The organism is unidentified bacterial endosymbiont, from assembly GCF_918797525.1.
GTDB lineage: Bacteria > Pseudomonadota > Gammaproteobacteria > Enterobacterales > Enterobacteriaceae > Enterobacter.
In genome coordinates, this window is sequence record NZ_OU963893.1 from 712,990 (window position 1) to 739,187 (window position 26,198).

Consider the following 26,198-nt stretch of genomic DNA (forward strand, 5'->3'; position numbering starts at 1 on the left):
AACTCTTTATTTATCAGTAGAAATGATAGCGGGCTGTGGGACGGGCTGACCGAAACGGTTCCCCACCACAAACGCCAGTAAACTTAGCAGTAACGACGGCACAATCGGATGAAAGCCCAGGTACTGGATCTTGAACGTAGCGAGCACAGCATAAAGCACTCCGCCAACAATCATGCCGCTTAACGCGCCCGCAGCGTTGGCGCGCTCCCAGTAAAGCCCCAATACCAACGGCCACAGGAACACGGCTTCGAGGCCACCAAACGCCAGCAGGTTAAGCCAGATGATCATCTCCGGTGGGCGCCAGGCGGCAAGCAGCAGCAATGCGCCGAGAACCAAAGTAATCACTGCAGACATGCGCTTAAGCCGTCGTTCATTTTCAACCTGCTCGGGGCGCAGGTTCAGATAGAGATCTTTAATGATCGTCGCGGAACTTTGCAGGAGCTGAGCGTTGATTGTCGACATAATGGCAGCCATTGGTGCGGCAAGGAAAATCCCGGCCGCAAACGGCGGAAGCACTTTGACCATCAGGGTTGGGATCACCAGGTCCGGCACGGTAAGGTCCGGAATAACCGCACGGCCTAATGCCCCCGCCAGATGCATACCAAACATCAGGATCGCCACCACGATAGTCCCGATTATAATACCCCTGTGCACGGCTTTGCTGTCTTTGTAAGAGATACATCGCACGGCGGTATGCGGCAGGCCAATCACCCCGAAGCACACCAGCACCCAGAACGAGGTCATAAAGGCGGGTGAAAGAATGTCATCCGCCCCCTGCGGAGAAACCAGTTTTGGGTCAATGGCTCCGAGGGTTTCGACGGCATGACCTAGCCCACCCGCAGCGTGAACAATCCCTACCAGCAGCACGATAGTGCCAATGAGCATGACCATGCCCTGCATCGTATCGTTCAGTACGCTGGCCCGGAATCCGCCGAAGGCGGTATACAGCGCGATACTCACCCCAAAAATAAGCAGGCCCGTCACGTAGGGGATCCCGGCAGCCGTTTCCAGTAAGCGAGCCCCGCCGATAAACTGTACCGTCATTGCACCAATAAAGGCCACCAGCAGGCTCAGGCTCGCCAGCCACACCAGCACGCGGCTTTGATAGCGAGCAAACAGCATATCGTTCAACGTCACGGCATTATAACGGCGGGCCAGAATGGCAAACTTTTTACCCAATATACCCAGAGAGAGCCAGACGGCAGGCAGTTGGATCATCGCCAGCAGCACCCAGCCTAAGCCGTATTTATAGGCAGCACCGGGGCCGCCGATAAATGAACTGGCGCTGATGTAGGTCGCGGTAAGCGTCATGGCAAGCACGACGCCGCCCATCGAGCGGCTGCCGAGAAAATACTCATTCAGGAAAGAGCCGGTCGTCCTTTTACGCATGGCATAAACTGACAGACCAAACACGATTAATAAGTAAGCAATAAGCGGCAGAATGACTTCAAGCTGCATCATCATCCTCCAGGGGAATAGCGCGATAGATAAATTTCACCATCGCCCAGCACAATACAATAAACACCAGCGGGACCAGCAGGCAGGCCATTTCAAACCAGTGCGGCAGGCCGGTGATACCGATGGCGGAATCAGGTAAGTAAGCAGTTACTAACCATGCGACGAGATAGAGAAGGGTCAGCCACAGCGCCCAGCGCGCTTCTTTATGGGCCTGAACAAAACGCTTGTCCATTTGTTGTCCCTTGTGGATGAAGAAAGCGAGGATTGTACATGATGGGGCATCGCTCTCCCCAGAAATAAAAAAGGCCGGATCATCCGGCCTTTTCGCGTTAATGCAGTCTTACTTCTCGTGCAGACCGAGTTTTTTCTCCAGATAGTGGATGTTAGTTCCACCGTTCTGGAAGTGCTCGTCGCTCATGATGCGCATCTGCAGATCAACGTTTGTTTTGATCCCGTCGATGATCAGCTCCTGCAGGGCGTTCTTCATGCGGGCAATCGCCACGTCACGGTTTTCGCCGTAGCAGATAAGCTTACCGATCATTGAGTCATAGTACGGCGGTACGGTGTAACCGGCGTAGATATGAGACTCCCAGCGTACACCAAAGCCACCCGGCGCGTGGAAACGCGTGATTTTACCCGGGCTTGGCAGGAAGGTGTTCGGGTCTTCGGCGTTAATACGGCACTCTACCGCATGGCCTTTTACCACAACTTCTTCCTGTTTGATGGACAGAGGTTGACCGGCTGCGATACGCAACTGTTCTTTAATCAGGTCAACGCCGGTGATCATTTCGGTAACCGGGTGTTCAACCTGAATGCGGGTGTTCATCTCAATGAAATAGAACTCGCCGTTTTCAAACAGAAACTCAAATGTACCTGCCCCGCGATAGCCGATATCGACGCAGGCTTTGGAGCAACGCTCGCCGATGTAACGACGCAGTTCCGGGGTAATGCCCGGGGCTGGGGCTTCTTCAACCACTTTCTGGTGACGACGCTGCATGGAGCAGTCACGCTCTGCCAGATAGATAGCATTACCCTGACCGTCAGCCAGCACCTGAATTTCGATGTGGCGTGGGTTTTCCAGATATTTTTCCATGTACACCATGTCATTGCTGAACGCGGCTTTCGCTTCAGCTTTGGTCATGGAGATGGACTGAGCCAGTTCAGCATCGCTACGCACTACGCGCATACCGCGACCGCCGCCGCCGCCGGACGCCTTGATGATAACCGGGTAGCCAATGCGTTTAGCATGCGCGCGGTTAGCATCCATGTCGTCGGTCAGAGGGCCGTCAGAGCCGGGTACGGTTGGCACGCCGGCTTTTTTCATGGCGGTAATTGCAGACACCTTATCGCCCATCAGGCGGATGGTGTCGGCTTTAGGGCCGATGAAAATAAAGCCAGAGCGTTCAACCTGCTCAGCAAAGTTGGCGTTCTCAGAGAGGAAGCCATAACCCGGGTGAATAGCCACCGCGCCGGTGATTTCAGCGGCGCTGATGATAGCCGGGATATTCAGATAACTTTTCACGGAGGGAGCCGGGCCAATACAGACCGTCTCATCCGCCAGCAATACGTGTTTTAAATCGCGATCCGCGCTTGAATGCACAGCAACGGTCTTAATGCCCAGCTCTTTACAGGCACGAAGGATACGCAGTGCAATCTCGCCGCGGTTGGCGATAACAATTTTATCCAGCATGTTCGCCTCGTTACTCGATGACGACCAGCGGCTCGTCAAACTCTACCGGCTGACCACTTTCGACCAGAATCGCTTTTACAGTACCTGATTTGTCTGCTTCGATCTGGTTCATCATTTTCATGGCTTCAACGATACACAGGGTATCGCCGACATTGACTTTCTGACCGACTTCGATGAACGCTTTCGCGTCCGGGCTCGGGGTGCGGTAGAACGTCCCAACCATTGGGGAACGTACGATGTGACCACTGATTTCTGCAGCTGCTGCAGGTGCGGCTTCTGCTGCAGGTGCAACGGCAGCGGCAAGCGCTGGTTGTTGCTGCATCATCGGCGCAGCGTAAGCCTGCTGCATGACCGGGAAGCTAGCGGCTGGGGCTGCACGGCTGATGCGTACAGACTCTTCGCCTTCAGAAATTTCCAGTTCGGAGATGCCTGATTCTTCAACCAGCTCGATCAGTTTTTTAATCTTACGAATATCCATGAGTGGGTTCCGTACTCTTGTTTAGTGTGATTGTGACAAGCGTTTTACCGCTGTCTGTAAAGCGTATGAATAACCGTCTGCGCCCAATCCACAGATAACGCCAGCGGCGATATCTGACAGATAAGAATGGTGGCGGAACGGCTCACGGGCATGCACGTTACTCAGGTGGATCTCGATAAACGGGATACTCACCGCGAGCAGTGCATCGCGAATCGCAACACTGGTGTGCGTAAACGCGGCCGGATTGATCAGGATATAGTCCACAGTGTCTTTAGCCTGATGAATACGGTCGATGATTGCGTACTCCGCATTAGACTGAAAATGGTCCAAATCCACATCGAGTGACGCTGCTTCCGTGCCTAAACGGTTAACAATTTCACTCAATGTCAGCGTGCCGTACTTCTCTGGCTCACGGGTGCCGAGCATGTTCAGGTTCGGTCCGTTTAAAACTAAGATTTGGTACTTATCAGCCATTGTGCTGCTATCTCCTGCGATTCTCCGGTAAAAAACAAAATATACCTTCGAAGCGCGATTGTCACCTTTTCAGAGGTCTAAAACCTCCGTCAGGAAAACCAGGGTCGCACATTATAACGATTTCGTAGCATTTGGCAGCTAAATACTGGTCTTATCAGGGAAGATTATCAACCACGATCCGAAAAAGAACTGCGGTTGATAAGTAATCTGCGGGAAAACGCACAGTTTCGCGAACTATCGCAACCACTGGCGAAACTTCTTATAACGCCACGCTAAAAGCGCCACAGCCAGTAGCGCGTAGAGGATTGGCTGCGGGGATAAAATTTTCACCGACCACAAATAATGCACGGGCGCGAGGATCGCCACCAGATAAACAGCGTTGTGCAACAATTGCCAGCGCCTGCCCAGTTTTCGCTGGGCATATTGCGTGGACGTCAGCGTTAACGCCAGTAAGATCAGCCAGCCTACGATACCCAGGGTCAGATAAGGGCGTGTTACCAGTTCGCGACCCAGCAACGCCATATTGTTAATCCCCAGCTCCAGCAGCGCATAGCTGGTAAGGTGTAAGGTCGCCCAGGTAAAACACCACAGCCCCAAAAGACGGCGGGTGCGTATCAATAATGGCTGTTTAGCGTAGCGTGCTAACGGTGAGACCAGCAAGGTTGCCAGTAAAAATTTCAGAGCCATCCTACCGGTAAAATGCTGGATATCTTTTGCCGGGTCGGCGCTAAAAAAGCCCTGACTGGCGGCCCAGAACAGCCAAATAAAAGGCAGCAGCCCGGCCAAATGCAGTAGCACCTTTAGCCAGGCGATCTGCTTAGTGGTTAAACGCACTTAAAAATTCTCCCGTAAGTTAAGCCCACGGTAGAGAGAGGCCACTTCATCCGCATAACCGTTAAACAGCAGCGTTGGCTGACGCTTCACGTCCAGCGCGCCGCCGGAACCGATAAAGCGTTCCGTGGCTTGCGACCAGCGGGGGTGATCAACATGCGGGTTCACGTTGGCGAAGAAACCGTACTCGCCCGGCGCGGCGAGGTTCCAGGTGGTCGGCGGACGCTCACGGGTGAGTTTAATGCTGACGATGGATTTAATACCCTTGAAGCCATATTTCCACGGCACGGTTAAGCGGATGGGGGCGCCGTTTTGCGGTGGAAGGGCTTTGCCGTAAACGCCCACGGTCAGAAGCGTCAGGGGATGCATCGCTTCGTCGAGGCGTAATCCTTCAACATAAGGATAGTCCAGCCCGCCGCCGATAAATCGGTCTTTCTGGCCCGGCATCTCGTCCGGGGCATAGCGCGTCTGGAAGGAGACATACTTCGCGTTGCTGGTGGGCTCAACCATCGCCAGCAGCTTATGCAGCGGAAACCCCACCCAGGGTATCACCATCGACCAGGCTTCTACGCAACGCATGCGATAGATGCGCTCTTCAAGCGGGAAGCGGGTCGTAAGGTCGTGGTGATCCAGGGTCAGCGGTTTTGCGACTTCGCCGTCAATTTTCAGCGTCCAGGGATTGGTTTTCATGCTGCCTGCGTTGGCGGCAGGGTCGGCTTTATCAAGTCCGAATTCATAGAAGTTGTTATAGCCGGTGACTTTATCTTCCGGCGTCAGCGCCAGGCTGTTTTGCCATTGAGCGGGTTTCGTAAAGGTGAGTGGCGCACCGGAAGGGGCTTTCGGGCGGTCATTGCCTTTAAACCAGTCGAGCAGGTCGGCATGAGCCGCAGGGGTAAGCGTCAGGGCGGTGGCGCTGATGCCAAGCATTTTCAGGATCTGGCGGCGCTGTAACATAAAGACAGATTCCGCCGTTACGTCGGCTTCCGTCAGTTTTCGGGTTTTCATGGCATCCTCCGGCATGCGTTTTTATAAGCATGACGGAGGAGAGGGATTCACGCGAATATGTCACGAAAATTTGAACATTAGGCAATTTTCACCAGCGCGCGCCCGTGGAACTGGTTGTCCATAATTTTACGGGCATACTCGGGTGCCTGGCTGAGGGTAATCTCCGTTGCGCTGTGGGTGAAAAATGATTCTGGCAGGTCGCGCGCCAGACGCTCCCAGGCCTCTGTGCGTCGGGCCGCCGGAGTCATGACGGAATCAACACCCTGCAGACGCACGTTGCGCAGGATAAAGGGCATGACGGTGGTCGGCAGGGCGAATCCACCCGCCAGACCGCAGGCCGCCACGCAGCCACCGTAGTTCATCTGCGCCAGGACTTTCGCCAGCACCTTGTCGCCGACGGTATCAACCGCACCTGCCCAGAGCTGTTTCTCCAGCGGACGCGTTTCGGCAAACTCCTCGCGACCCAGAATTCGGTTAGCGCCGAGCTGCCGTAAATAATCATGGGTACTTTCACGGCCAGAGACCGCAACGACCTGATAACCCCGCTTATGCAGCAACGTCACCGCCGTGCTGCCAACGCCGCCGCTGGCGCCGGTCACCACAATCTCGCCGGACTCGGGGCGAATACCGGCATCTTCCAGCGCCATCACGCACAGCATGGCGGTAAAACCTGCGGTGCCAACGATCATCGCGTTACGTCCATCCATGCCTTTCGGCATCGGTACCAGCCAGTCGCCCTTCACGCGCGCCTGTGTTGCCAGCCCGCCCCAGTGATTTTCTCCCACGCCCCAACCGGTGAGCAGCACCTGTTGTCCGGCGTGGAAGCGAGGATCTTCGCTGGTATGAACCCGGCCCGCAAAATCAATACCTGGAATCATCGGGAAATTTCGGATGATTTTACCTTTGCCCGTAATCGCAAGGGCATCTTTATAATTCAGACTGGACCAGTCGATGTCGACGGTGACCTGGCCTTCGGGCAGTTGGCTCTCCTCTAAGGCTTGCACCGAGGCAACGGTTTTGCCGTCCTGCTGTTCTAAGATCAAAGCCTGCATATAAGGTCCTCGCTACGCGGATGATTGGAAAATAATTTCTGAAGACTATACTCGCTCAATGAAACGCCATGCCGATTTAACGCAATAAATTGCCAGATACACCAGGTTTGGTAGTATGCCGCATCTAAAATGCAAGTTAGCGCTCACTTGCTGCCCCTTCAACCCACGGAGTAATCTCAAGGATGCGATTAACCACGAAGTTCTCAGCTTTTATCACACTGCTGACCGGACTCACCATTTTTGTCACGCTGCTTGGCTGCTCTCTGAGCTTTTATAACGCCATCCAGGATAAACTGGTCAATCGGGTACATTCTGTTGCGTCCGTTATTGATACTCGCCTTATTACGACCCCGCTCCCGGCACTGTCTCAAGAGCTGGATGAGCTGATGGTACCTGTTGATATTGTTGAGATCGACATTAAGCAGGGAAAGCATCAGGTCTTCAAACATGTACGTCAGAGTAGCTATCGTCCTGCAGGGGCGGTGAATCAATATCGGGAAATGACGATCCACTCCCTTAAAAACCCTGGGATGACGATCCGGATTGTCTACCTGGACCCGATTACCAGTTACCTCCACTCGATGTTGACTACCGCTCCACTCACTGTCGCTGTCGCGTTTATCGTCCTGATAATCTTTCTCGCGGTCCGCTGGCTGCGCCGTCAGCTCTCCGGCCAGGAGCTGCTGGAAACGCGTTCTGTTCGGATCCTCAACGGCGAACGTGGTCCGCAGGTCCGTGGTACGGTCTATGAATGGCCCTCGCGCACCAGCAGCGCGCTGGATGTATTACTCTCTGAAATCCAGTTTGCCAGTGACCAGCGCAGCCGCATGGATTCGCTGATCCGTTCCTACGCCGCGCAGGATAACAAAACCGGCCTCAATAACCGGTTGTTCTTTGATAATCAACTGGCTACCTTGCTGGACGACCCGGAAAAGGTCGGGGCGCACGGCGTGGTGATGATGATCCGTCTTCCTGATTTTGATCTGCTTCACGACACCTGGGGTAAGCGCGCGGTGGAAGAGAATCTCTTTACGCTTATCAACCTGCTATCGACCTTTATTATGCGCTACCCGGGTTCGCTGCTGGCCCGTTACCATCGAAGCGATTTTGCCGTGCTGTTACCCCATCGCACGCTTAAGGAGTCGGAAAGTATCGCCAGCCAGCTGCTCAAGGCCGTGGATGGGTTGCCGCAAAGCAAAATGCTCGACAGAGATGATATGGTGCATATCGGTATCTGCGCCTGGCGCGGGGGGCAGCCGACGGAACAGGTAATGGAACATGCCGAGGCGGCAACCCGCAATGCCGTATTGCAAGGGGCGAACGGCTGGGCGGTATACGATGATACGCTGCCGGAAAAAGGGCGCGGCAACGTGCGCTGGCGAACGCTGATTGAGCAAATGCTGAGTCGCGGCGGGCCGCGTATTTACCAAAAGCCCGCGGTTATGAAAAACGGCAATGTTCATCACCGTGAGCTGATGTGTCGTATTTTCGACGGTACGGAAGAGGTTATTTCAGCGGAATATCTCCCGATGGTGATGCAGTTTGGCCTTTCCGAAGAGTATGACCGCCAGCAAATTACGCGGCTAATTCCGTTTTTATCGTACTGGCCGGAAGAAAATTTAGCCTTGCAGGTCACCGTTGAGTCGTTAATTCGCCCCCGTTTCCAGCGCTGGCTACGCGATACGTTAATGCAATGTGAAAAATCGCAACGCAAACACATTATTTTTGAACTTGCTGAGGCAGATGTAGGTCAACACATCAACCGGTTACGTCCGGTGGTACGTTTGATCAACGCGTTGGGCGCGCGAGTGGCGGTCACGCAGGCGGGCTTGACGCTGGTCAGTACCCGCTGGATTAAGGAACTGGATGTTGAGTTATTAAAGCTGCATCCAGGGCTTATCAGAAATATCGAAAAACGCACGGAAAATCAGCTGCTGGTGCAGAGTCTGGTGGAGGCATGCAAGGGAACACAAACGCAGGTATTTGCCGCGGGCGTGCGCTCCAGAGGCGAATGGCAGATGTTGGTAGATCGCGGGGTGAAGGGGGGGCAAGGCGATTTTTTTGCTTCCTCTCAGCCGCTTGACACGAATGTGAAAAAATATTTGCAAAGATACTCTGTTTGACCTGCCGTTTACTTTGTTTTCACGTAGAATATCGCGCCTGTAGCTTTGAGTATGACGAGCAAAAAAGCCAGTAAACGACCTTTAACGGGTTACAAATGAAAGTGAGGAACGTTACTGTTAACACAGCCCTGACGAACTCAGGGGATGCATTTGTAACAAAGGAAACGGACTGCACAAATTTTCACCGTAGCAGATGATTTTTGCGCCTTGTCGCTGCTGCGTGTGGTTGGTAAAGTAAGCGGATTTTGTTTTCCGCCCCAGCTTTCAGGATTATCCCTTAGTATGTTGAAAAAATTTCGTGGCATGTTTTCCAATGACCTGTCCATTGACCTGGGTACCGCGAATACCCTTATCTATGTAAAAGGACAAGGCATCGTATTGAATGAGCCTTCCGTTGTGGCCATTCGTCAGGATCGTGCTGGCTCGCCGAAAAGCGTTGCTGCAGTAGGTCATGACGCGAAGCAGATGCTGGGTCGTACCCCTGGCAACATCGCCGCCATCCGCCCAATGAAAGACGGCGTTATCGCCGATTTCTTCGTGACTGAAAAAATGCTTCAGCACTTCATCAAGCAGGTTCACAGCAACAGCTTCATGCGTCCAAGCCCGCGTGTTCTGGTGTGTGTGCCGGTTGGCGCAACCCAGGTAGAACGTCGCGCAATCCGCGAATCCGCTCAGGGTGCGGGCGCACGTGAAGTCTTTCTGATTGAAGAGCCGATGGCTGCGGCTATCGGTGCTGGTCTGCCTGTCTCAGAAGCTACCGGTTCTATGGTTGTTGATATCGGTGGCGGCACCACTGAAGTTGCGGTTATCTCCCTGAACGGCGTGGTTTATTCCTCCTCCGTGCGTATCGGTGGTGACCGTTTCGACGAAGCCATCATTAATTACGTTCGCCGTAACTACGGCTCTCTGATCGGTGAAGCGACCGCAGAGCGTATCAAGCACGAAATCGGTTCTGCTTATCCGGGTGATGAAGTCCGTGAAATCGAAGTTCGCGGCCGTAACCTGGCTGAAGGGGTACCACGCGGTTTTACGCTGAACTCCAACGAAATTCTGGAAGCGCTGCAAGAGCCGCTGACCGGTATCGTGAGCGCGGTAATGGTTGCCCTGGAGCAGTGTCCGCCAGAGCTGGCGTCCGACATCTCCGAGCGCGGTATGGTTCTGACCGGTGGTGGTGCGCTGCTGCGTAACCTCGACCGCCTGTTAATGGAAGAGACAGGAATTCCGGTCGTAGTTGCAGAAGATCCACTGACTTGCGTCGCCCGTGGTGGTGGCAAGGCGCTGGAAATGATCGACATGCACGGCGGCGACTTGTTCAGCGAAGAGTAGTCATTGTGAAAGGGTAGCGCATCGCTACCCTTTCTCTCTGACGCGAGAATACGCATAGCCTATGAAGCCAATTTTTAGCCGTGGCCCATCGCTACAGTTTCGCCTCATTCTGGCGGTTCTGGTTGCGCTTGGGGTCATTATTGCCGATAGCCGCCTAGGTACGTTCAGCCAGATCAGAACGTACATGGACACCGCCGTCAGTCCTTTCTACTTTGTCTCGAATGGTCCCCGTGCACTGCTCGACTCCGTTTCACAAACGCTGTCTTCGCGTGACCAACTGGAACTCGAAAACCGGGCTTTGCGCCAGGAACTGCTGCTGAAAAACAGCGAATTACTGATGCTGGGCCAGTATAAACAGGAGAACGCCCGTCTGCGTGAACTGCTCGGCTCACCGCTGCGTCAGGACGAGCAGAAAATGGTCACGCAGGTCATCTCCACCGTAAACGATCCTTACAGCGATCAGGTGGTGATCGATAAAGGCAGCGTAAACGGTGTGTATGAAGGTCAGCCTGTTATCAGCGATAAAGGCGTGGTAGGCCAGGTTGTTGCTGTCGCCAAACTGACCAGCCGCGTTTTACTGATCTGCGATGCCACCCATGCCCTGCCGATTCAGGTACTGCGTAACGACATTCGCGTCATTGCGGCCGGTAATGGCTGCACGGACGATCTGCAGCTGGAACACCTGCCAGCCAATACGGACATCCGTGTGGGTGACGTACTGGTCACATCTGGATTGGGTGGACGTTTCCCTGAGGGATATCCGGTTGCGGTTGTCTCTTCAGTGAAGCTTGATACTCAGCGTGCGTATACCGTGATTCAGGCACGTCCAACGGCGGGATTACAGCGTCTGCGCTACCTCCTGCTGCTTTGGGGGGCCGATCGTAACGGTTCCAATCCGATGACGCCTGAAGAGGTTCATCGCGTGGCGAATGAGCGTTTGATGCAAATGATGCCGCAGGTTCTGCCAGCACCGGACGCCATGGGTCCGCCTGCGCCCGTACCGGCGCCTGCCACGGGACTCACTCAGCCCTCTTCAGGAGGGCAGTAGTGGCAAGTTATCGTAGCCAGGGGCGCTGGGTTATCTGGCTCTCGTTTCTCATCGCACTGTTACTGCAAGTCATGCCCTGGCCGGACGACATTCTCGTTTTCCGGCCAAACTGGGTATTGCTCATTTTGCTCTACTGGATCCTTGCCCTGCCGCACCGCGTAAATGTCGGCACAGGTTTTGTGATGGGTGCCATACTGGATCTCATCAGTGGCTCGACGCTTGGCGTGCGAGCCTTATCCATGAGTATTATTGCGTACCTCGTCGCACTTAAATTCCAGCTCTTTCGCAACCTCGCGCTCTGGCAACAGGCCCTGGTGGTGATGTTGTTATCGCTTGCTGCGGATATCGTTGTTTTCTGGGCAGAGTTTTTAGTGATCAACGTCTCTTTCCGACCGGAAGTGTTCTGGAGTAGTGTAGTAAACGGCGTGCTCTGGCCATGGCTGTTCCTGCTGATGCGTAAGGTACGCCAGCAGTTTGCTGTGCAGTAATAAGGTTTCTATGACGTCTCTCTATTTAGCGTCCGGTTCTCCGCGTCGTCAGGAGTTGCTCACTCAACTGGGTGTCTCTTTCGAACGTATCGTGACCGGCATTGAAGAAAAACGTGCTGAGGGTGAAAGCGCCCGGCAGTACGTTTCCCGCCTCGCGCGCGCGAAAGCGCAGGCTGGCGTGGCGCAAACGCCGCGTGATCTCCCGGTGCTGGGGGCCGATACCATCGTTATTCTTAACGGTGAAGTGCTCGAGAAACCGCGTGACGCAGACCATGCGGCGCAGATGCTGCGCAGCATGTCCGGGAAAATGCACCAGGTAATGACCGCCGTCGCGCTGGCGGATAGCCAGCACGTACTGGATTGCCTGGTCGAGACAGACGTGACGTTCAGAGTGATAACCGATGACGAGATTGCCGCTTATATCGCCAGCGGTGAACCGATGGATAAAGCAGGTGCATACGGTATTCAAGGGTTGGGTGGCTGTTTTGTCAGGAAGATAAATGGCAGCTATCACGCCGTAGTCGGCTTACCGCTGGTAGAAACGTATGAGTTGCTAAGCAATTTTAACTCACTGCGTGAGGGAAGGGATAATTATGACGGCTGAATTGTTGGTAAACGTAACGCCCTCGGAAACTCGTGTGGCCTATATTGACGGTGGCATTCTTCAGGAAATCCATATTGAACGTGAAGCGCGGCGCGGGATCGTAGGCAACATCTACAAAGGTCGCGTTAGTCGTGTACTTCCGGGCATGCAGGCGGCTTTTGTCGATATTGGGCTCGATAAGGCGGCATTTTTACATGCCTCCGACATCATGCCGCATACCGAGTGCGTTGCAGGTGAAGAGCAAAAGCAGTTTGCCGTGCGCGATATTTCTGAGCTGGTGCGTCAGGGCCAGGATCTAATGGTCCAGGTGGTGAAAGATCCTCTCGGCACCAAAGGCGCCCGTTTGACGACCGACATTACGTTACCTTCCCGATATCTGGTCTTTATGCCGGGCGCGTCCCACGTGGGGGTTTCGCAGCGTATCGAAAGCGAAAACGAGCGCGAACGCCTGAAAAACGTGGTCAACGCCTACTGCGATGAGCAGGGCGGATTTATCATCCGTACCGCCGCTGAAGGGATCAGCGAAGAGGATCTGGCCTCCGATGCAGCCTACCTGAAGCGCGTCTGGACGAAGGTGATGGAGCGTAAAAAACGCAATCACACCCGTTATCAACTTTATGGCGAGCTGGCGCTGGCGCAGCGCGTATTGCGTGATTTTGCCGATGCGCAGCTTGACAGGATCCGCGTGGACTCGCGTCTGACGTATGAAGCGCTGCTGGAATTCACCGCAGAATATATCCCGGAAATGCCCGGCCTGCTGGAGCATTACTCCGGCCGTCAGCCGATCTTCGATCTCTATGATGTGGAAAACGAAATCCAGCGCGCGCTGGAGCGTAAGGTTGAGCTGAAATCCGGCGGTTATCTGATCATCGATCAGACCGAAGCGATGACCACCGTGGATATCAACACCGGGGCATTTGTCGGCCATCGCAACCTTGATGACACCATCTTCAACACCAACATTGAAGCGACGCAGGCCATCGCGCGTCAGCTTAGACTGCGCAATCTGGGCGGCATTATCATCATCGACTTTATCGATATGAATAATGAAGACCACCGTCGCCGCGTCTTGCATTCGTTAGAGCAGGCGCTGGGTAAAGATCGTGTGAAGACCAGCATCAACGGTTTCTCCCAACTGGGTCTGGTTGAAATGACGCGTAAGCGCACCCGCGAAAGCGTGGAGCATGTGCTGTGCAACGAGTGCCCAACCTGCCATGGCCGCGGCACGGTAAAGACGGTTGAGACCGTCTGCTACGAAATCATGCGTGAAATTGTTCGTGTCCATCATGCTTACGATTCCGATCGTTTTCTGGTCTATGCTTCCCCTTCGGTGGCTGAAGCACTTAAAGGCGAAGAGTCGCATGCGCTGGCAGAAGTGGAAATCTTTGTCGGCAAACAGGTTAAAGTGCAGATTGAACCGCTCTATAACCAGGAGCAATTTGACGTCGTCATGATGTAAAACGCAGTACGCTGCGAGATCAAAGCTGACAAGGAGAGATGCGTGAGGCGATTGCCGGGGATTTTACTGCTTACAGGGGCAACGCTTGTTGTGATTGTCGCGTTGCTCGTGAGCGGGCTGCGCCTCGTGTTACCGCATCTGGACAGCTGGCGTCCGCAGGTACTGGCAAAAATTGAGTCCGCCACCGGCGTGCCGGTAGACGTGAGCCAAATCAGCGCCAGCTGGCAAAACTTTGGCCCGACGCTGGATGTACGGGAAATCAATGCCAGCCTGAAAGATGGCGGCCATCTGAAAATCAAACGCGTAACGCTGGCGCTGGACGTCTGGCAGAGTTTACTGCATATGCGCTGGCAGTTTCGCGATCTCACTTTTCATCAACTCCAGTTTCTGACCAATACCCCGCTGCGCAACAGTGACAGCGACCAGGGAATGGAAACCAACCGCATCAGCGATCTTTTCCTGCGCCAGTTCGATCATTTCGATCTGCGCGATAGCGAAGTGAGCTTCATTACCCTTTCCGGCCAGCGCGCCGAGTTGGCGATCCCACAGTTAACATGGGTCAACGGTAAAGGCCGTCATCGTGCCGAGGGGCAGGTGAATCTTTCCAGCCTGAACGGTCAGCATGGCGTCATGCAGGTGCGAATGGATCTGCGCGACGACGACGGTTTATTAAACAACGGGAAGGTGTGGCTACAGGCTGATGATGTGGATGTGAAGCCGTGGCTGGGAAACTGGTTGCAGCAAAACATGCAGCTGGAAACCGCCCGTTTCAGTCTTGAAGGCTGGTTGACCCTGACGAAAGGGGAATTGGCCAGCGGCGATATCAGGTTAAAACAGGGTGGCGCCAGCTGGAAAGATGAAAATACGCAGCATCAGCTTTCCGTGGACAACCTCACTGCCCATGTGACGCAAGAGAAAGAGGGCTGGCAGTTTGCCATTCCGGATACGCGTATCACCATGGACAACAAGCCCTGGCCGCGCGGTGCGCTGACCCTGGCCTGGATGCCTGAGCAGGATGTCGGCGGCACGAACGGTAAACGCAGCGATGAGTTACGCATCCGCGCCAGCAATCTGGATCTGACCGCGATAGAAGGCCTGCGTTCGATGGCAGCGAAGCTCTCGCCACAGTTGGGGGAAATTTGGCTGGCGACGCAGCCACGCGGAAATATTGACACCCTGGCGCTGGATATCCCGCTGCAGGCGACGGAGAAAACCCGCTTCCAGGCGACATGGAAAGATCTGGCCTGGAAACAGTGGAAGCTTCTGCCGGGAGCGGAGAACTTCAGCGGCAAGCTGGAAGGCAGCGTTGAAAACGGTAGACTGACGGTGGATATGCATGACGCCAAAATGCCCTACGAAACCGTCTTCCGTGCACCGCTGGAGATTGAAAAAGGCAGTGCTGTGCTTAACTGGCTGCAGAACGACAAAGGCTTTCAGCTTGATGGCCGTCAAATTGATGTAAAAGCCAAGGCGGTGCATGCTCGTGGCGATTTTCGCTATCTGCAGCCGGAAGGCGAAGAGCCGTGGCTGGGCATTCTCGCCGGGATCAGTACTGATGATGGCTCTCAGGCCTGGCGCTACTTCCCGGAAAATCTGATGGGTAAAGCGCTGGTTGATTACCTGAGCGGCGCCGTCCTGGGCGGCCAGGCCGATAACGCGACTCTGGTTTACGGCGGCAACCCGCATCTGTTCCCGTACAAACATAATGAAGGTCAGTTCCAGGTGCTGGTGCCTCTGCGCAACGCCACTTTTGCTTTCCAGCCGGATTGGCCTGCGCTAAAAAATCTCAATATCGAACTCAACTTTATCAATGACGGGTTATGGATGAAGTCGGACAGCGTGGCCCTTGGCGGCGTGACGGCCAGCAACCTGACGGCAAATATCCCGGATTACTCAAAAGAGAAATTGCTTATCGATGCGGATATCAACGGCCCGGGTGGGGCGGTGGGTCCGTACTTTGAGGATACGCCGCTGAAAGAGTCGCTAGCCGCTACGCTTGAGCAGTTGCAGCTTGATGGCGATGTGAATGCTCGCTTACATCTGGACATCCCGCTGGATGGCGAGCTGACGACTGCGAAAGGCGATGTCCGTCTCAATGACAACAGTCTGTACATCAAACCGCTTGAAAGCACTCTCAAGAACCTCAGCGGGCAGTTCAGCTTTGTGAACGGCAATCTGAAGAGTGGGCCGCTTACGGCTAACTGGTTTAACCAGCCCGTCAATATCAACTTCACCACCACTGAGGGTGATAAGGCCTATCAGGTGGCGGTCAACATGGACGCTGACTGGCAGCCTTCGCGCATGGGTGTGCTGCCGAAACCGATAGAGGAGTCGGTCAAGGGGGCCGTCTCCTGGAAGGGCAAGGTGGGTATTGAACTGCCTTATCATGCCAGTGCGCGCTACAACGTTGATATTACTGGCGATCTAAAAAACCTGAGCAGTCAGCTTCCTGCCCCGCTTGATAAAAAAGCCGGACAGGCGCTACCGGTGACGCTAAACGTCGATGGCGACCTGAACAGCTTCGCACTGACCGGTCATGCGGGCGGCGCCAATCACTTTAACAGCCGCTGGCTGCTTAACCGTAAGCTAACGCTCGACCGTGCCATCTGGACGACGGACAGTCGCACCACGCCTCCGCTGCCAGAGCTGGCGGGTATTGAGCTTAATCTTCCGCCGATGGACGGTGCGCAGTGGCTGGCGCTGTTCCAGAAAGGCGTTGGGCAAAACGTTGACGATGCCGCGCAATTCCCGCAGACCATCATCGTGCGCACGCCCGCCCTGACGCTGGGCGGGCAGCAGTGGAATAACCTCAGCATTGTTTCCCGGCCGACGGGTAACGGCGCCAACGTCGAAGCTCAGGGGCGAGAAATCAACGCTACGCTGACGATGCGTGACAATGCACCGTGGCAGGCGGCGATCCGTTATCTCTATTACAACCCGACAACGGCTGCGCCTGAAGAGAAGCAGGCGAGCGCTTCCCGCGTGAACTTCAGCGGCTGGCCCGATCTACAGCTGCGCTGTACAGAGTGCTGGCTGTGGGGGCAAAAATATGGCCGTATTGACGGCGACATCGCCATTAAGGGCAACACCCTGAGCCTCACTGGTGGGCTGCTGGATACCGGCTTTGGCCGTCTCACGGCGGCGGGTGAATGGGTTAACAAACCGGGCGAGCAGCGAACATCGTTGAAGGGTGACATTAAGGGCAAAAAACTCGATGCGGCAGCCAATTTCTTTGGCATTAGCACTCCGCTGCTTGGCTCGTCCTTCGACGTGAATTACGATCTGCACTGGCGCGCCGAGCCGTGGAAGCCCGATGAAGCCTCGCTTAACGGCATTCTGAAAACCTACTTCGGTAAAGGTGAAATTGCCGATGTGAGCACCGGTCATGCCGGGCAGATACTACGCCTGCTGAGTTTCGATGCCCTGCTGCGCAAGTTGCGCTTTGACTTCAGCGATACGTTCAGCGAAGGGTTCTATTATGACTCCATTCGCAGCACGGCATGGATCAAGGACGGCATTATGCATACGGACGACACGCTGGTGGACGGCCTGGAAGCCGATATCGCAATGAAAGGTTCGGTGGATCTAGTGCGCCGTGAGCTGAATATGGAAGCCGTCGTGGCGCCGGAAATCTCCGCCACGGTGGGCGTTGCAGCGGCCTTCGTGGTGAACCCGATAGTCGGTGCAGCCGTCTTTGCCGCCAGTAGGGTACTGGGACCGCTGTGGAGCAAAGTCTCTATTCTGCGCTACCGGATCACCGGTCCGATTGATAAGCCGCAGATCAACGAAGTGCTGCGCCAGCCGCGCAAAGATGCACAGCAATGATTTGACGTGGGCAGGTAATTGCCTCACTCTCAATAAATACGATCTTTATACCGCCCCGGGCGGCAACGAACGAGTAGCAATACGATGAGTCTGAACCTGGTAAGTGAACATTTGCTGGCAGCGAACGGCCTGAGCCATCAGGACCTGTTCTCCATTCTTGGTCAATTGACCGAACGTCGTCTCGACTATGGCGATCTCTATTTCCAGTCGAGCTATCACGAATCCTGGGTTTTAGAAGACAGCATCATCAAAGATGGCTCTTATAACATCGACCAGGGCGTGGGTGTGCGAGCCGTGAGCGGTGAAAAAACCGGCTTTGCCTATGCTGACCAGATTAGCCTGGCCGCGCTGGAGCAAAGCGCGCAGGCCGCAAGAACTATCGTGCGTGATTCAGGCGATGGCCGGGTGAAAACGCTGGGCGAAGTGCAGCATACTGCGCTCTATACCAGCCTTGACCCGCTGCAGAGCATGAGCCGTGAAGAGAAGCTGGATATTCTGCGCCGCGTGGATAAAGTCGCGCGTGCGGCCGACAAGCGCGTGCAAGAAGTCTCTGCCAGCCTGAGCGGCGTATATGAACTGATTCTGGTGGCCGCGACGGACGGTACCCTGGCGGCGGATGTGCGACCTCTGGTTCGTCTCTCCATCAGCGTACAGGTAGAAGAGGATGGCAAGCGCGAGCGCGGCTCAAGCGGCGGCGGCGGTCGTTTCGGCTATGACTGGTTCTTGGGCGACGTTGACGGCGACGCTCGCGCTGACGCGTGGGCAAAAGAAGCTGTGCGTATGGCGATGGTGAATCTTTCTGCCGTAGCGGCCCCGGCGGGCACCTTCCCGGTGGTGCTGGGCGCTGGCTGGCCGGGCGTGCTGCTACACGAAGCGGTGGGTCACGGCCTGGAAGGGGACTTTAACCGTCGCGGAACCTCTGTGTTCAGCGGGCAGGTGGGGCAACTCGTCTCTTCTGAGCTTTGCACCGTGGTGGATGATGGCACCATGCTCGACCGTCGTGGCTCTATTTCTATCGATGATGAAGGGACGCCGGGCCAGTACAATGTCCTTATCGAAAACGGTGTGCTGAAAGGCTACATGCAGGACAAACTCAACGCGCGCCTGATGGGCGTAGCGCCGACGGGCAACGGTCGCCGTGAATCCTACGCGCACCTGCCGATGCCGCGCATGACCAATACCTATATGCTGCCAGGTCAATCTACGCCGCAGGAGATAATCGACTCAGTCGATTACGGTATCTTCGCGCCGAACTTTGGCGGCGGTCAGGTGGACATCACCTCCGGTAAGTTTGTCTTCTCTACCTCTGAAGCGTATCTCATTGAGAAAGGCAAAGTGACCAAAGCGGTTAAAGGCGCAACGCTTATTGGCTCTGGTATTGAAGCCATGCAGCAGATTTCAATGGTCGGTAACGATCTCAAGCTGGATAACGGCGTGGGCGTATGCGGTAAAGAAGGGCAGAGCCTGCCGGTTGGCGTGGGTCAACCGACGCTGAAAGTCGACAGCCTGACGGTGGGCGGGACGGCGTAATTTTTCCCCTCACCCTGACCCTCTCCTCAATCGGGGAGAGGGGACGGCCCGGTGCGGTCTTTTACTCTTTTCTTCTTCCCCGCATTCCCTGAAACAACTCCGCCACCTCGACAAAATACTCGGTCAAATAGTTAATACACACCTGAACTTTAAGCGGTAGTTTGTCCTTTTCGGTGTACAGAGCGTAGACCGGACGCGGGTCGGACTGGTAGCGCGGGAACAGGATCTCCAGCTCACCGCTGTTGATCTCATTGATCACCCACATCAGCGGGACATAAGCGATCCCTGCGCTGGCAACCAGCCAGCGGGAGATGGTCATGGGATCGTTAGTCACGAACCGGCCGACCGGCAGCAGTTTGGTCGAAAGTCCTTCCGGCGCGATCAGCTCAAATTCGTTATCCGGGCGAACGCTGTACTCCAGCCAGGAGTGATTGCTTAAATCGGCGGGTTTTTCCGGCACACCGTACTGGGCGAGATAGTTTTTTGAGGCGCAAACCACCATCGGCATACTGCCCAGCCGACGGGAAAAGAGGCTGGAATCCTGCAGAGCGCCGACGCGGATCACGACATCCAGCCCATCGGCAATTAGATCCGGGGCCGGAATACCGGTCACCAGGTTGACGGTTAATCCCGGATATTCCTTGAGCATGTCCGCCGTCATGGCAGCGAGAACATTTTGTGCCATAGTTGAAGAACAGCCGATACGCAGCGTACCGATCGGCGTGTTGTTAAAGGCATACAGCTGCTCGTGAACATCCTGCACTTCATGCAGCATGCGCCGACAGCCCTGATAATAAATTTTGCCCGCCTCCGTCAGCCCGATACTGCGGGTACTGCGGTTGAGCAGCTTAACCTGAAGCTCATCTTCCAGCTTAGATACCGTCTGGCTGATGGACGATACGCTCATCTGTAATTGACGTGCGGCGGCGGTAAATGAGCCGAGTTCAACCACTTTGGCGAAAACCGACATGCGCTTTAAACGTTCCATTGTTAACTCTGGCTTAAAAGTGATTTAGATCACATATTATAGATAACAGCATAACAGTTACGTTAATATATTATTAATTACATAATGCCCGTGCCACTCTTGCCCCAGCTTTTCTTACTCTTCTGCGGCGGCGCGCGCTTAGAAATTCTGTAACCTGCACTCTCTCTAATCAAGGTCAACATGAGTCTGTTTCCCGTTATCGTGGTGTTCGGTCTGTCGTTCCCACCGATATTCTTCGAGCTTCTTTTATCACTGGCGATCTTCTGGCTGGTGCGCAAGGTGCTGGTTCCTACCGGAATCTATGATTTCGTGTGGCACCCTGCACTGTTTAATACCGCGCTGTATTGCTGCCTGTTCTATCTCGTATCGCGCATGTTTGTTTGAGGTTGATGTGAAAACGCTAACAAGAAAAATCTCCCGCACTGCCATAACCATGGCGCTGGTTATCCTCGCGTTCATCGCTATTTTTCGCGCCTGGGTCTATTACACTGAATCACCGTGGACGCGCGATGCGCGTTTCAGTGCGGACGTGGTGGCGATTGCCCCCGATGTCGCCGGGCTTATCACGGAGGTCAACGTCCACGATAACCAACTGGTGAAAAAAGACCAGATACTGTTTACCGTTGATCGGCCTCGCTATCAAAAAGCGTTAGAGGAAGCACAAGCGGACGTCGCCTATTACCAGGCGCTGGCCACTGAAAAGCGCCGTGAGGCCGGTCGCCGCAATCAGTTAGGCGTGCAGGCGATGTCCCGCGAAGAGATTGACCAGTCCAACAACGTGCTGCAGACCGTACTGCACCAGTTAGCCAAAGCAGAAGCCACGCGCGATCTGGCGAGGCTTGATCTGGAACGTACCGTGATCCGCGCCCCTTCCGATGGCTGGGTGACCAACCTGAACGTCTACGCCGGGGAATTTATTACCCGCGGATCCACCGCCGTCGCGCTGGTGAAACAAAACTCCTTCTACGTGCTCGCCTATATGGAAGAGACCAAACTTGAAGGCGTACGTCCAGGATTTCGGGCTGAAATCACGCCGCTTGGCAGTAACCGAGTGATCAAAGGTACTGTAGATAGCGTTGCTGCCGGCGTAACAAACTCCAGCAGCAGCAACGATTCAAAAGGGATGGCGACCGTCGACTCCAACCTTGAATGGGTACGTCTGGCGCAGCGTGTGCCGGTACGCATCCATCTGGATGAGCAGCAGGGCAACCTGTGGCCAGCGGGGACCACGGCCACCGTGGTTATTACCGGCGAAAAAGATCGCGATGCCAGCCAGGACTCCTTCTTCCGTAAACTCGCCCATCGTCTGCGCGAGTTTGGTTAATCGTTATGGGTATTTTTGCCATCGCCAGCCAGCACATCCGCTTCGCCGTGAAGCTGGCCTGTGCCATTGTGCTGGCGCTGTTTGTCGGCTTTCACTTTCAACTGGAAACTCCCCGTTGGGCGGTGCTGACGGCAGCCATCGTCGCGGCAGGCCCGGCCTTTGCTGCGGGGGGGGAACCTTACTCCGGGGCAATCCGTTACCGGGGAATGCTGCGTATCGTCGGGACGTTTATCGGCTGTATTGCTGCCCTCACCATTATTATTCTGATGATCCGCACGCCGCTGCTGATGCTGATGGTGTGCTGTATCTGGGCGGGTTTCTGTACCTGGATCTCTTCTCTGGTAAAAGTAGAGAACTCCTACGCCTGGGGGCTTGCTGGCTATACGGCGCTGATCATTATTATCACCATTCAGGCCGAACCGCTGCTTGCTCCGCAATTTGCGGTGGAGCGTTGCAGCGAGATTGTCATCGGCATCGTCTGTGCCATTGTGGCTGACCTGCTGTTTTCTCCCCGATCGATTAAGCAGGAAGTGGATCTCGAACTGGATGCGCTCATCGTTGCCCAGTACAAGCTGATGCAGCTTTGCATCACGCATGGTGAAAGGGAAGAGGTCGATAAAGCCTGGAGCGGTTTGGTACGTCGCACGCAGGCGCTGGAAGGGATGCGTAGCAATCTCAACATGGAATCATCGCGTTGGGCTCGCGCCAACCGCCGCCTGAAAGCCATTAATACGGTCTCGCTAACGTTGATCACCCAGGCGTGTGAAACCTACCTGATTCAGAACACCCGGCCTGAAGTGGTGACGGATACCTTCCGCGAACGGTTTGAAGAGCCGGTAGAAACGGTGCAGGACGTGCATAAGCAGCTTAAGCGCATGCGCAGGGTGATTGCCTGGACGGGGGAGCGAGACACGCCGGAGACCATTTACACCTGGGTAGGGGCGGCGACGCGTTACCTGCTGTTAAAACGTGGGGTGATCGGCAATACCAAAATTAGCGCTGTGGAAGAAGAAATATTGCAAGGCGAGGTGGTGATCAAAGCAGAGTCTGCGGAGCGCCATCATGCGATGGTCAACTTCTGGCGTACTACGCTTGCCTGTATGCTCGGCACGCTGTTCTGGCTATGGACCGGCTGGACCTCCGGTAGCGGCGCGATGGTCATGATTGCGGTCGTTACCGCGCTGGCAATGCGTCTGCCGAACCCGCGTATGGTTGCCATCGACTTCCTGTACGGGACCCTAGCCGCGCTGCCGATTGGCGCCCTCTATTTCCTGGTCATATTACCCTCCACGCAGCAGAGCATGCTGTTGCTCTGTATAAGCCTTGCGGTGATGGCGTTCTTTATCGGGATAGAGGTGCAAAAGCGCCGTTTGGGATCGCTGGGTGCTCTTGCCAGTACAATCAACATCCTGGTGCTGGATAACCCAATGACCTTCCATTTCAGCCAGTTTCTCGACAGCGCGCTGGGCCAACTGGTGGGATGCTTCCTGGCGATGATGGTTATCCTGCTGGTACGCGATAACTCTCAGGCGCGTACCGGACGCGTGCTGTTGAACCAGTTCGTTTCGGCTGCTGTATCCGCGCTGACCACCAACACCGCCCGACGCAAAGAGAACCATTTGCCCGCGCTGTATCAACAGCTTTTTTTACTGCTCAATAAGTTCCCTGGAGATGTTGCTCGCTTCCGTCTGGCGCTAACGTTGATTATCGCCCACCAGCGCCTGCGTAACGCCCCGGTGCCAATTAACGACGATTTGTCCGCGTTTCACCGCCAGCTACGCCGCACGGCCGACCATGTGATCTCTGCCGCCAGCGATGACAAACGCCGCCGCTACTTCACGCAGTTACTGGAAGAGCTGGATATTTACCAGGAGAAACTCAAGATCTGGCAAGCGTCGCCCCAGGTGACTGAGCCGGTGGCGCGGCTGGTGTTCATGCTACACCGCTACCAGAATGCCCTCACGCAGAGCTGATTACCGTTAAAACCGATGCCGAAAGCGTCGGTTTTTTTGTGGCTATACTTAATTCTGCAGGCTCTAACATTCAGAAAGGGAGGACGCATGACGACCCAGTCTATACAGGACAATACGCTTTTTCAGACCGGCTACCTGGTCAACGGCATCTGGAAAACACTGGACACCACTTTTGATGTACTGAACCCGGCAACCGGTGAGGTTGTCGCCAGAGTGGCGAAAGCGGGTAAAGCGGAAACCGAAGAGGCTATTGCCGCCGCGACAAGGGCCTTCCCGGCATGGCGCGCCAAAACCGCGAAAGAGCGTTCGGCAATCCTCTATCGCTGGTATGAACTGATAATTGAGAATAAAAGCTGGCTCGGCAGGCTAATGACCACTGAACAGGGCAAGCCGCTGAAAGAAGCCGAAGGAGAGGTTGAGTATGCAGCCAGCTTTATTCAGTGGTTTGCCGAGCAGAGTAAACGCGCCAATGGCGAAATTATTCCCCCTGTTAAACCCGGCTCCCGTATTCTGGCAACCCGTGAACCCATTGGCGTGGTCGCAGCAATAACGCCGTGGAACTTCCCGATGGCGATGCTCACCCGCAAGCTCGGTCCGGCTCTCGCAGCAGGGTGTACCGGGGTCATTAAGCCGGCAAACAATACGCCGCTCAGTGCCTTTGCATTATTGACGCTGGCAAAACAGGCCGGTGTACCCGATGGGGTCCTTAACGCTGTTGCCGGAAGCACGCAGGAAATCAGCGATGCGATTATGGCCAGCCATGAGGTGCGTAAAATTTCGTTTACCGGGTCGACTTCTGTCGGCAAAACGTTGATGCGTAACGCCGCAGAGACGATGAAAAAAGTCTCCATGGAGCTGGGGGGAAATGCGCCGTATATCGTGTTTGAGGACGCAGACATCGAAGCTGCGGTTAAAGGCGCGATAGCCAATAAATTCCGTAATGCCGGGCAGGTCTGCGTGAGCGTTAATCGCTTTTATATCCAGGAAACCGTTTACGACAGGTTTGTAAATCAACTCGCCGATGCGGTCAACGCCCTGAAGGTGGGTAATGGTCTGGAAGAGGGTGTCGTCGTGGGGCCACTGATTGAACCCGCTGCGCTCGAGAAAGTGCGCGAGCACGTCGAAGATGCCGTTTCCCGTGGCGCAACCGTGCTGGCAGGCGGTAAAGCCCACCCGCTGGGCGGTAATTTCTGGCAGCCAACCGTGCTTGGCGACTGTCATGAAGGCATGAAGCTGGCGGAAGAAGAGACGTTTGGCCCTGTTGCGGCCTGCTTCCGCTTCACCTCCGAAGATGAAGTGATCCAGCGGGCGAATAATACGCCATACGGTCTGGCGGCGTACTTCTATACCCAGAATCTGTCGCGGGTGTTCCGCGTCTCGCAGGCCATTGAGAGCGGGATGATTGGCATTAACGAGTGTGCAGTATCAACGGAGTTGGGGCCGTTTGGCGGTGTCAAAGAGTCTGGTCTGGGCCGGGAGGGCTCGGTATTGGGACTTGAAGAATTTATGGAAGTCAAAACCCTGCATATCGGGGGATTATAATAGACAGGGCGGCATCTGCCGCCCGCCTTGATTGGGTGGCTGGCAATGAAAATTTATACCTTTGATTTTGACGAGATCGACAGTCAGGAGGCGTTCTATCGTGAATTTATTCGCGTGTTCGGCCTTGAGAAGGAGAGCGTCAGTAATCTGGATACGCTATGGGATGTGGTCACCGGCAGCCAACTGCCGTTACCGCTGGAGATTGAATTTATCCATCTGCCAGATAAGCTGCGCAGACGGTTTGGGGCCTTGATTTTACTGTTTGACGAAGCGGAAGAGGAGCTGGAAGGACAGTTGCGTTTCAATGCCCGTCATGAATAAAAAAGCCCCTGACGAAAGGTCAGGGGCAAGTCGTATGATGAGATACGACGAGGGTTTATTTGTACAGCTCTGCGGTTGCGTGCCAGTGGTCGCCCGTACGCGCTTCGATGATGCGATAAGACGACGCACCCTGTTCTTCCGCTTTTTTGTTCAGCATTTCATGCATGTCCATCGGAGAGGTGCCAATCGCGCCGACAGATACGGTGCCGATCGCCTGACGAGTTTGCGCCTGATCGGCATTAATGGCGTCAGCGGCAAAAGCACCGAATGACAGGACAGACAGAACGCTCAGTGCTGCTAAAGTTGTTTTGATTTTCATGATGCTTACCTCATCGAATTTTTACTGGGGTCTCTGTTTTGTGACCCTCATCACAAAATCAAGTATACACTAATAACGGAAAATATTAATACCATGCTAATTGTTTCGCATGGAATTACGCATTAACGAGCATAATCTTTATAACCAAAAAGCATAATAAAGGGTGTTTTTCGCCATTATTGCAGGATATCTCTAAGAAAATCATATGGATATCTTCTTTTGATTTTTTGTGCGATTTTTTAGGTTAACATTCATTGGGTGAATGTTAATGAGTAGTAAAAAGCACTATTTGTTAAAGTAAGAGGAGAATAAGAGAGGGGAAAACGGTGCCGGGAAAGAA

The 26,198-nt window shown here is 54.7% G+C and carries 23 protein-coding genes; 13 read left to right on the top strand and 10 right to left on the bottom strand.

Going from position 1 to position 26,198, the window contains the following annotated elements; genetic code table 11:
- Positions 1-6: 6 nt before the first annotated feature.
- The 8 genes from panF to acuI all read right to left on the bottom strand — a co-directional run bounded on the left by panF (position 7) and on the right by acuI (position 6,988).
- Complete coding sequence (panF, locus tag NL510_RS03400; RefSeq protein ID WP_253384734.1) at positions 7-1,458, bottom strand: sodium/pantothenate symporter; 1,452 nt, start codon at positions 1,456-1,458, stop codon at positions 7-9.
- Entirely contained in the window at positions 1,448-1,690 is a 243-nt protein-coding gene (locus NL510_RS03405) for a YhdT family protein (protein ID WP_253381581.1), read from the bottom strand. The genes panF and NL510_RS03405 overlap by 11 nt, the downstream gene beginning before the upstream one ends.
- A 108-nt stretch (positions 1,691-1,798) precedes the next feature.
- Positions 1,799-3,148 carry an acetyl-CoA carboxylase biotin carboxylase subunit gene (accC, locus tag NL510_RS03410; protein ID WP_010436177.1) on the bottom strand — a complete coding sequence of 450 codons (1,350 nt, stop codon included), beginning with the start codon at positions 3,146-3,148 and terminating at the stop codon, positions 1,799-1,801.
- Positions 3,149-3,158: 10 nt separating this feature from the next.
- Positions 3,159-3,626 carry an acetyl-CoA carboxylase biotin carboxyl carrier protein gene (gene accB / locus NL510_RS03415; protein WP_131635254.1) on the bottom strand — a complete coding sequence of 156 codons (468 nt, stop codon included), beginning with the start codon at positions 3,624-3,626 and terminating at the stop codon, positions 3,159-3,161.
- A 21-nt stretch (positions 3,627-3,647) separates the two neighbouring features.
- Entirely contained in the window at positions 3,648-4,100 is a 453-nt protein-coding gene (aroQ, locus tag NL510_RS03420; protein WP_253381583.1) for a type II 3-dehydroquinate dehydratase, read from the bottom strand.
- A 234-nt stretch (positions 4,101-4,334) separates the two neighbouring features.
- Positions 4,335-4,934, bottom strand: coding sequence for a protein-methionine-sulfoxide reductase heme-binding subunit MsrQ (gene msrQ / locus NL510_RS03425; RefSeq protein WP_253381585.1), 600 nt, complete (start codon positions 4,932-4,934; stop codon positions 4,335-4,337).
- Positions 4,935-5,936: a protein-methionine-sulfoxide reductase catalytic subunit MsrP gene (gene msrP, locus NL510_RS03430; RefSeq protein ID WP_253381587.1), complete on the bottom strand. Its 1,002-nt coding sequence runs from the start codon at positions 5,934-5,936 to the stop codon at positions 4,935-4,937.
- A gap of 77 nt (positions 5,937-6,013) precedes the next feature.
- Positions 6,014-6,988, bottom strand: coding sequence for an acrylyl-CoA reductase (NADPH) (gene acuI / locus NL510_RS03435; RefSeq protein ID WP_253381589.1), 975 nt, complete (start codon positions 6,986-6,988; stop codon positions 6,014-6,016).
- Positions 6,989-7,170: 182 nt separating this feature from the next.
- Here acuI and csrD point away from each other — a divergent pair, with 182 nt between their 5' ends.
- The 8 genes from csrD to tldD all read left to right on the top strand — a co-directional run bounded on the left by csrD (position 7,171) and on the right by tldD (position 19,391).
- Positions 7,171-9,111, top strand: a complete 1,941-nt coding sequence (csrD, locus tag NL510_RS03440; protein WP_253381591.1) for an RNase E specificity factor CsrD — start codon at positions 7,171-7,173, stop codon at positions 9,109-9,111.
- Between the two features lie 282 nt (positions 9,112-9,393).
- On the top strand, positions 9,394-10,437 hold the full coding sequence (gene mreB, locus NL510_RS03445) for a rod shape-determining protein MreB (protein WP_000913396.1): 1,044 nt from the start codon (positions 9,394-9,396) through the stop codon (positions 10,435-10,437).
- Positions 10,438-10,498: 61 nt separating this feature from the next.
- On the top strand, positions 10,499-11,485 hold the full coding sequence (gene mreC, locus NL510_RS03450; protein ID WP_253381593.1) for a rod shape-determining protein MreC: 987 nt from the start codon (positions 10,499-10,501) through the stop codon (positions 11,483-11,485).
- Entirely contained in the window at positions 11,485-11,973 is a 489-nt protein-coding gene (mreD, locus tag NL510_RS03455; protein WP_023309399.1) for a rod shape-determining protein MreD, read from the top strand. Before mreC ends, mreD begins: the two co-directional genes overlap by 1 nt.
- Before the next feature lie 10 nt (positions 11,974-11,983).
- On the top strand, positions 11,984-12,577 hold the full coding sequence (locus tag NL510_RS03460) for a Maf family protein (protein WP_253381594.1): 594 nt from the start codon (positions 11,984-11,986) through the stop codon (positions 12,575-12,577).
- Positions 12,567-14,036, top strand: a complete 1,470-nt coding sequence (gene rng / locus NL510_RS03465; protein WP_253381597.1) for a ribonuclease G — start codon at positions 12,567-12,569, stop codon at positions 14,034-14,036. The genes NL510_RS03460 and rng overlap by 11 nt, the downstream gene beginning before the upstream one ends.
- A gap of 42 nt (positions 14,037-14,078) precedes the next feature.
- A complete protein-coding gene (gene yhdP, locus NL510_RS03470; RefSeq protein ID WP_253381599.1) occupies positions 14,079-17,861 on the top strand; it encodes an AsmA2 domain-containing protein YhdP in 3,783 nt (1,260 codons plus the stop codon).
- A gap of 84 nt (positions 17,862-17,945) precedes the next feature.
- Positions 17,946-19,391, top strand: a complete 1,446-nt coding sequence (gene tldD / locus NL510_RS03475; RefSeq protein WP_253381600.1) for a metalloprotease TldD — start codon at positions 17,946-17,948, stop codon at positions 19,389-19,391.
- A gap of 61 nt (positions 19,392-19,452) precedes the next feature.
- Here the strand turns inward: tldD and aaeR are convergent, their stop codons facing one another.
- The gene (gene aaeR / locus NL510_RS03480) at positions 19,453-20,379 is read right to left on the bottom strand and encodes an HTH-type transcriptional activator AaeR (RefSeq protein ID WP_253381602.1); all 927 of its coding nucleotides are present in this window, start codon (positions 20,377-20,379) and stop codon (positions 19,453-19,455) included.
- A 180-nt stretch (positions 20,380-20,559) separates the two neighbouring features.
- Here aaeR and aaeX point away from each other — a divergent pair, with 180 nt between their 5' ends.
- The 5 genes from aaeX to NL510_RS03505 all read left to right on the top strand — a co-directional run bounded on the left by aaeX (position 20,560) and on the right by NL510_RS03505 (position 25,539).
- Positions 20,560-20,763, top strand: coding sequence for a p-hydroxybenzoic acid efflux pump operon protein AaeX (gene aaeX, locus NL510_RS03485; protein WP_253381604.1), 204 nt, complete (start codon positions 20,560-20,562; stop codon positions 20,761-20,763).
- 7 nt (positions 20,764-20,770) lie between these two features.
- The gene (gene aaeA, locus NL510_RS03490; protein WP_253381607.1) at positions 20,771-21,703 is read left to right on the top strand and encodes a p-hydroxybenzoic acid efflux pump subunit AaeA; all 933 of its coding nucleotides are present in this window, start codon (positions 20,771-20,773) and stop codon (positions 21,701-21,703) included.
- 5 nt (positions 21,704-21,708) lie between these two features.
- Positions 21,709-23,676, top strand: coding sequence for a p-hydroxybenzoic acid efflux pump subunit AaeB (aaeB, locus tag NL510_RS03495; protein ID WP_253381609.1), 1,968 nt, complete (start codon positions 21,709-21,711; stop codon positions 23,674-23,676).
- Positions 23,677-23,763: 87 nt separating this feature from the next.
- A complete protein-coding gene (locus NL510_RS03500; protein WP_253381610.1) occupies positions 23,764-25,218 on the top strand; it encodes an NAD-dependent succinate-semialdehyde dehydrogenase in 1,455 nt (484 codons plus the stop codon).
- A 45-nt stretch (positions 25,219-25,263) separates the two neighbouring features.
- A complete protein-coding gene (locus tag NL510_RS03505; RefSeq protein WP_253381613.1) occupies positions 25,264-25,539 on the top strand; it encodes a barstar family protein in 276 nt (91 codons plus the stop codon).
- 55 nt (positions 25,540-25,594) lie between these two features.
- On the opposite strand, the gene yhcN is transcribed toward NL510_RS03505, so the two are convergent.
- The gene (gene yhcN / locus NL510_RS03510; RefSeq protein ID WP_253381615.1) at positions 25,595-25,858 is read right to left on the bottom strand and encodes a peroxide/acid stress response protein YhcN; all 264 of its coding nucleotides are present in this window, start codon (positions 25,856-25,858) and stop codon (positions 25,595-25,597) included.
- Positions 25,859-26,198 lie beyond the last annotated feature (340 nt).

Excerpts from the sequence above, each read along its gene's own strand:
- tldD (WP_253381600.1), top strand. The coding sequence starts at position 17,946 with ATGAGTCTGAACCTGGTAAGTGAACATTTGCTGGCAGCGAACGGCCTG.
- aaeR (WP_253381602.1), bottom strand. The coding sequence starts at position 20,379 with ATGGAACGTTTAAAGCGCATGTCGGTTTTCGCCAAAGTGGTTGAACTC.
- panF (WP_253384734.1), bottom strand. The coding sequence starts at position 1,458 with ATGCAGCTTGAAGTCATTCTGCCGCTTATTGCTTACTTATTAATCGTG.
- accB (WP_131635254.1), bottom strand. The coding sequence starts at position 3,626 with ATGGATATTCGTAAGATTAAAAAACTGATCGAGCTGGTTGAAGAATCA.
- rng (WP_253381597.1), top strand. The coding sequence starts at position 12,567 with ATGACGGCTGAATTGTTGGTAAACGTAACGCCCTCGGAAACTCGTGTG.
- aaeX (WP_253381604.1), top strand. The coding sequence starts at position 20,560 with ATGAGTCTGTTTCCCGTTATCGTGGTGTTCGGTCTGTCGTTCCCACCG.
- mreB (WP_000913396.1), top strand. The coding sequence starts at position 9,394 with ATGTTGAAAAAATTTCGTGGCATGTTTTCCAATGACCTGTCCATTGAC.
- NL510_RS03405 (WP_253381581.1), bottom strand. The coding sequence starts at position 1,690 with ATGGACAAGCGTTTTGTTCAGGCCCATAAAGAAGCGCGCTGGGCGCTG.
- csrD (WP_253381591.1), top strand. The coding sequence starts at position 7,171 with ATGCGATTAACCACGAAGTTCTCAGCTTTTATCACACTGCTGACCGGA.
- accC (WP_010436177.1), bottom strand. The coding sequence starts at position 3,148 with ATGCTGGATAAAATTGTTATCGCCAACCGCGGCGAGATTGCACTGCGT.
- aaeB (WP_253381609.1), top strand. The coding sequence starts at position 21,709 with ATGGGTATTTTTGCCATCGCCAGCCAGCACATCCGCTTCGCCGTGAAG.
- NL510_RS03500 (WP_253381610.1), top strand. The coding sequence starts at position 23,764 with ATGACGACCCAGTCTATACAGGACAATACGCTTTTTCAGACCGGCTAC.
- yhcN (WP_253381615.1), bottom strand. The coding sequence starts at position 25,858 with ATGAAAATCAAAACAACTTTAGCAGCACTGAGCGTTCTGTCTGTCCTG.
- aroQ (WP_253381583.1), bottom strand. The coding sequence starts at position 4,100 with ATGGCTGATAAGTACCAAATCTTAGTTTTAAACGGACCGAACCTGAAC.
- NL510_RS03460 (WP_253381594.1), top strand. The coding sequence starts at position 11,984 with ATGACGTCTCTCTATTTAGCGTCCGGTTCTCCGCGTCGTCAGGAGTTG.
- NL510_RS03505 (WP_253381613.1), top strand. The coding sequence starts at position 25,264 with ATGAAAATTTATACCTTTGATTTTGACGAGATCGACAGTCAGGAGGCG.
- acuI (WP_253381589.1), bottom strand. The coding sequence starts at position 6,988 with ATGCAGGCTTTGATCTTAGAACAGCAGGACGGCAAAACCGTTGCCTCG.
- mreC (WP_253381593.1), top strand. The coding sequence starts at position 10,499 with ATGAAGCCAATTTTTAGCCGTGGCCCATCGCTACAGTTTCGCCTCATT.
- msrP (WP_253381587.1), bottom strand. The coding sequence starts at position 5,936 with ATGAAAACCCGAAAACTGACGGAAGCCGACGTAACGGCGGAATCTGTC.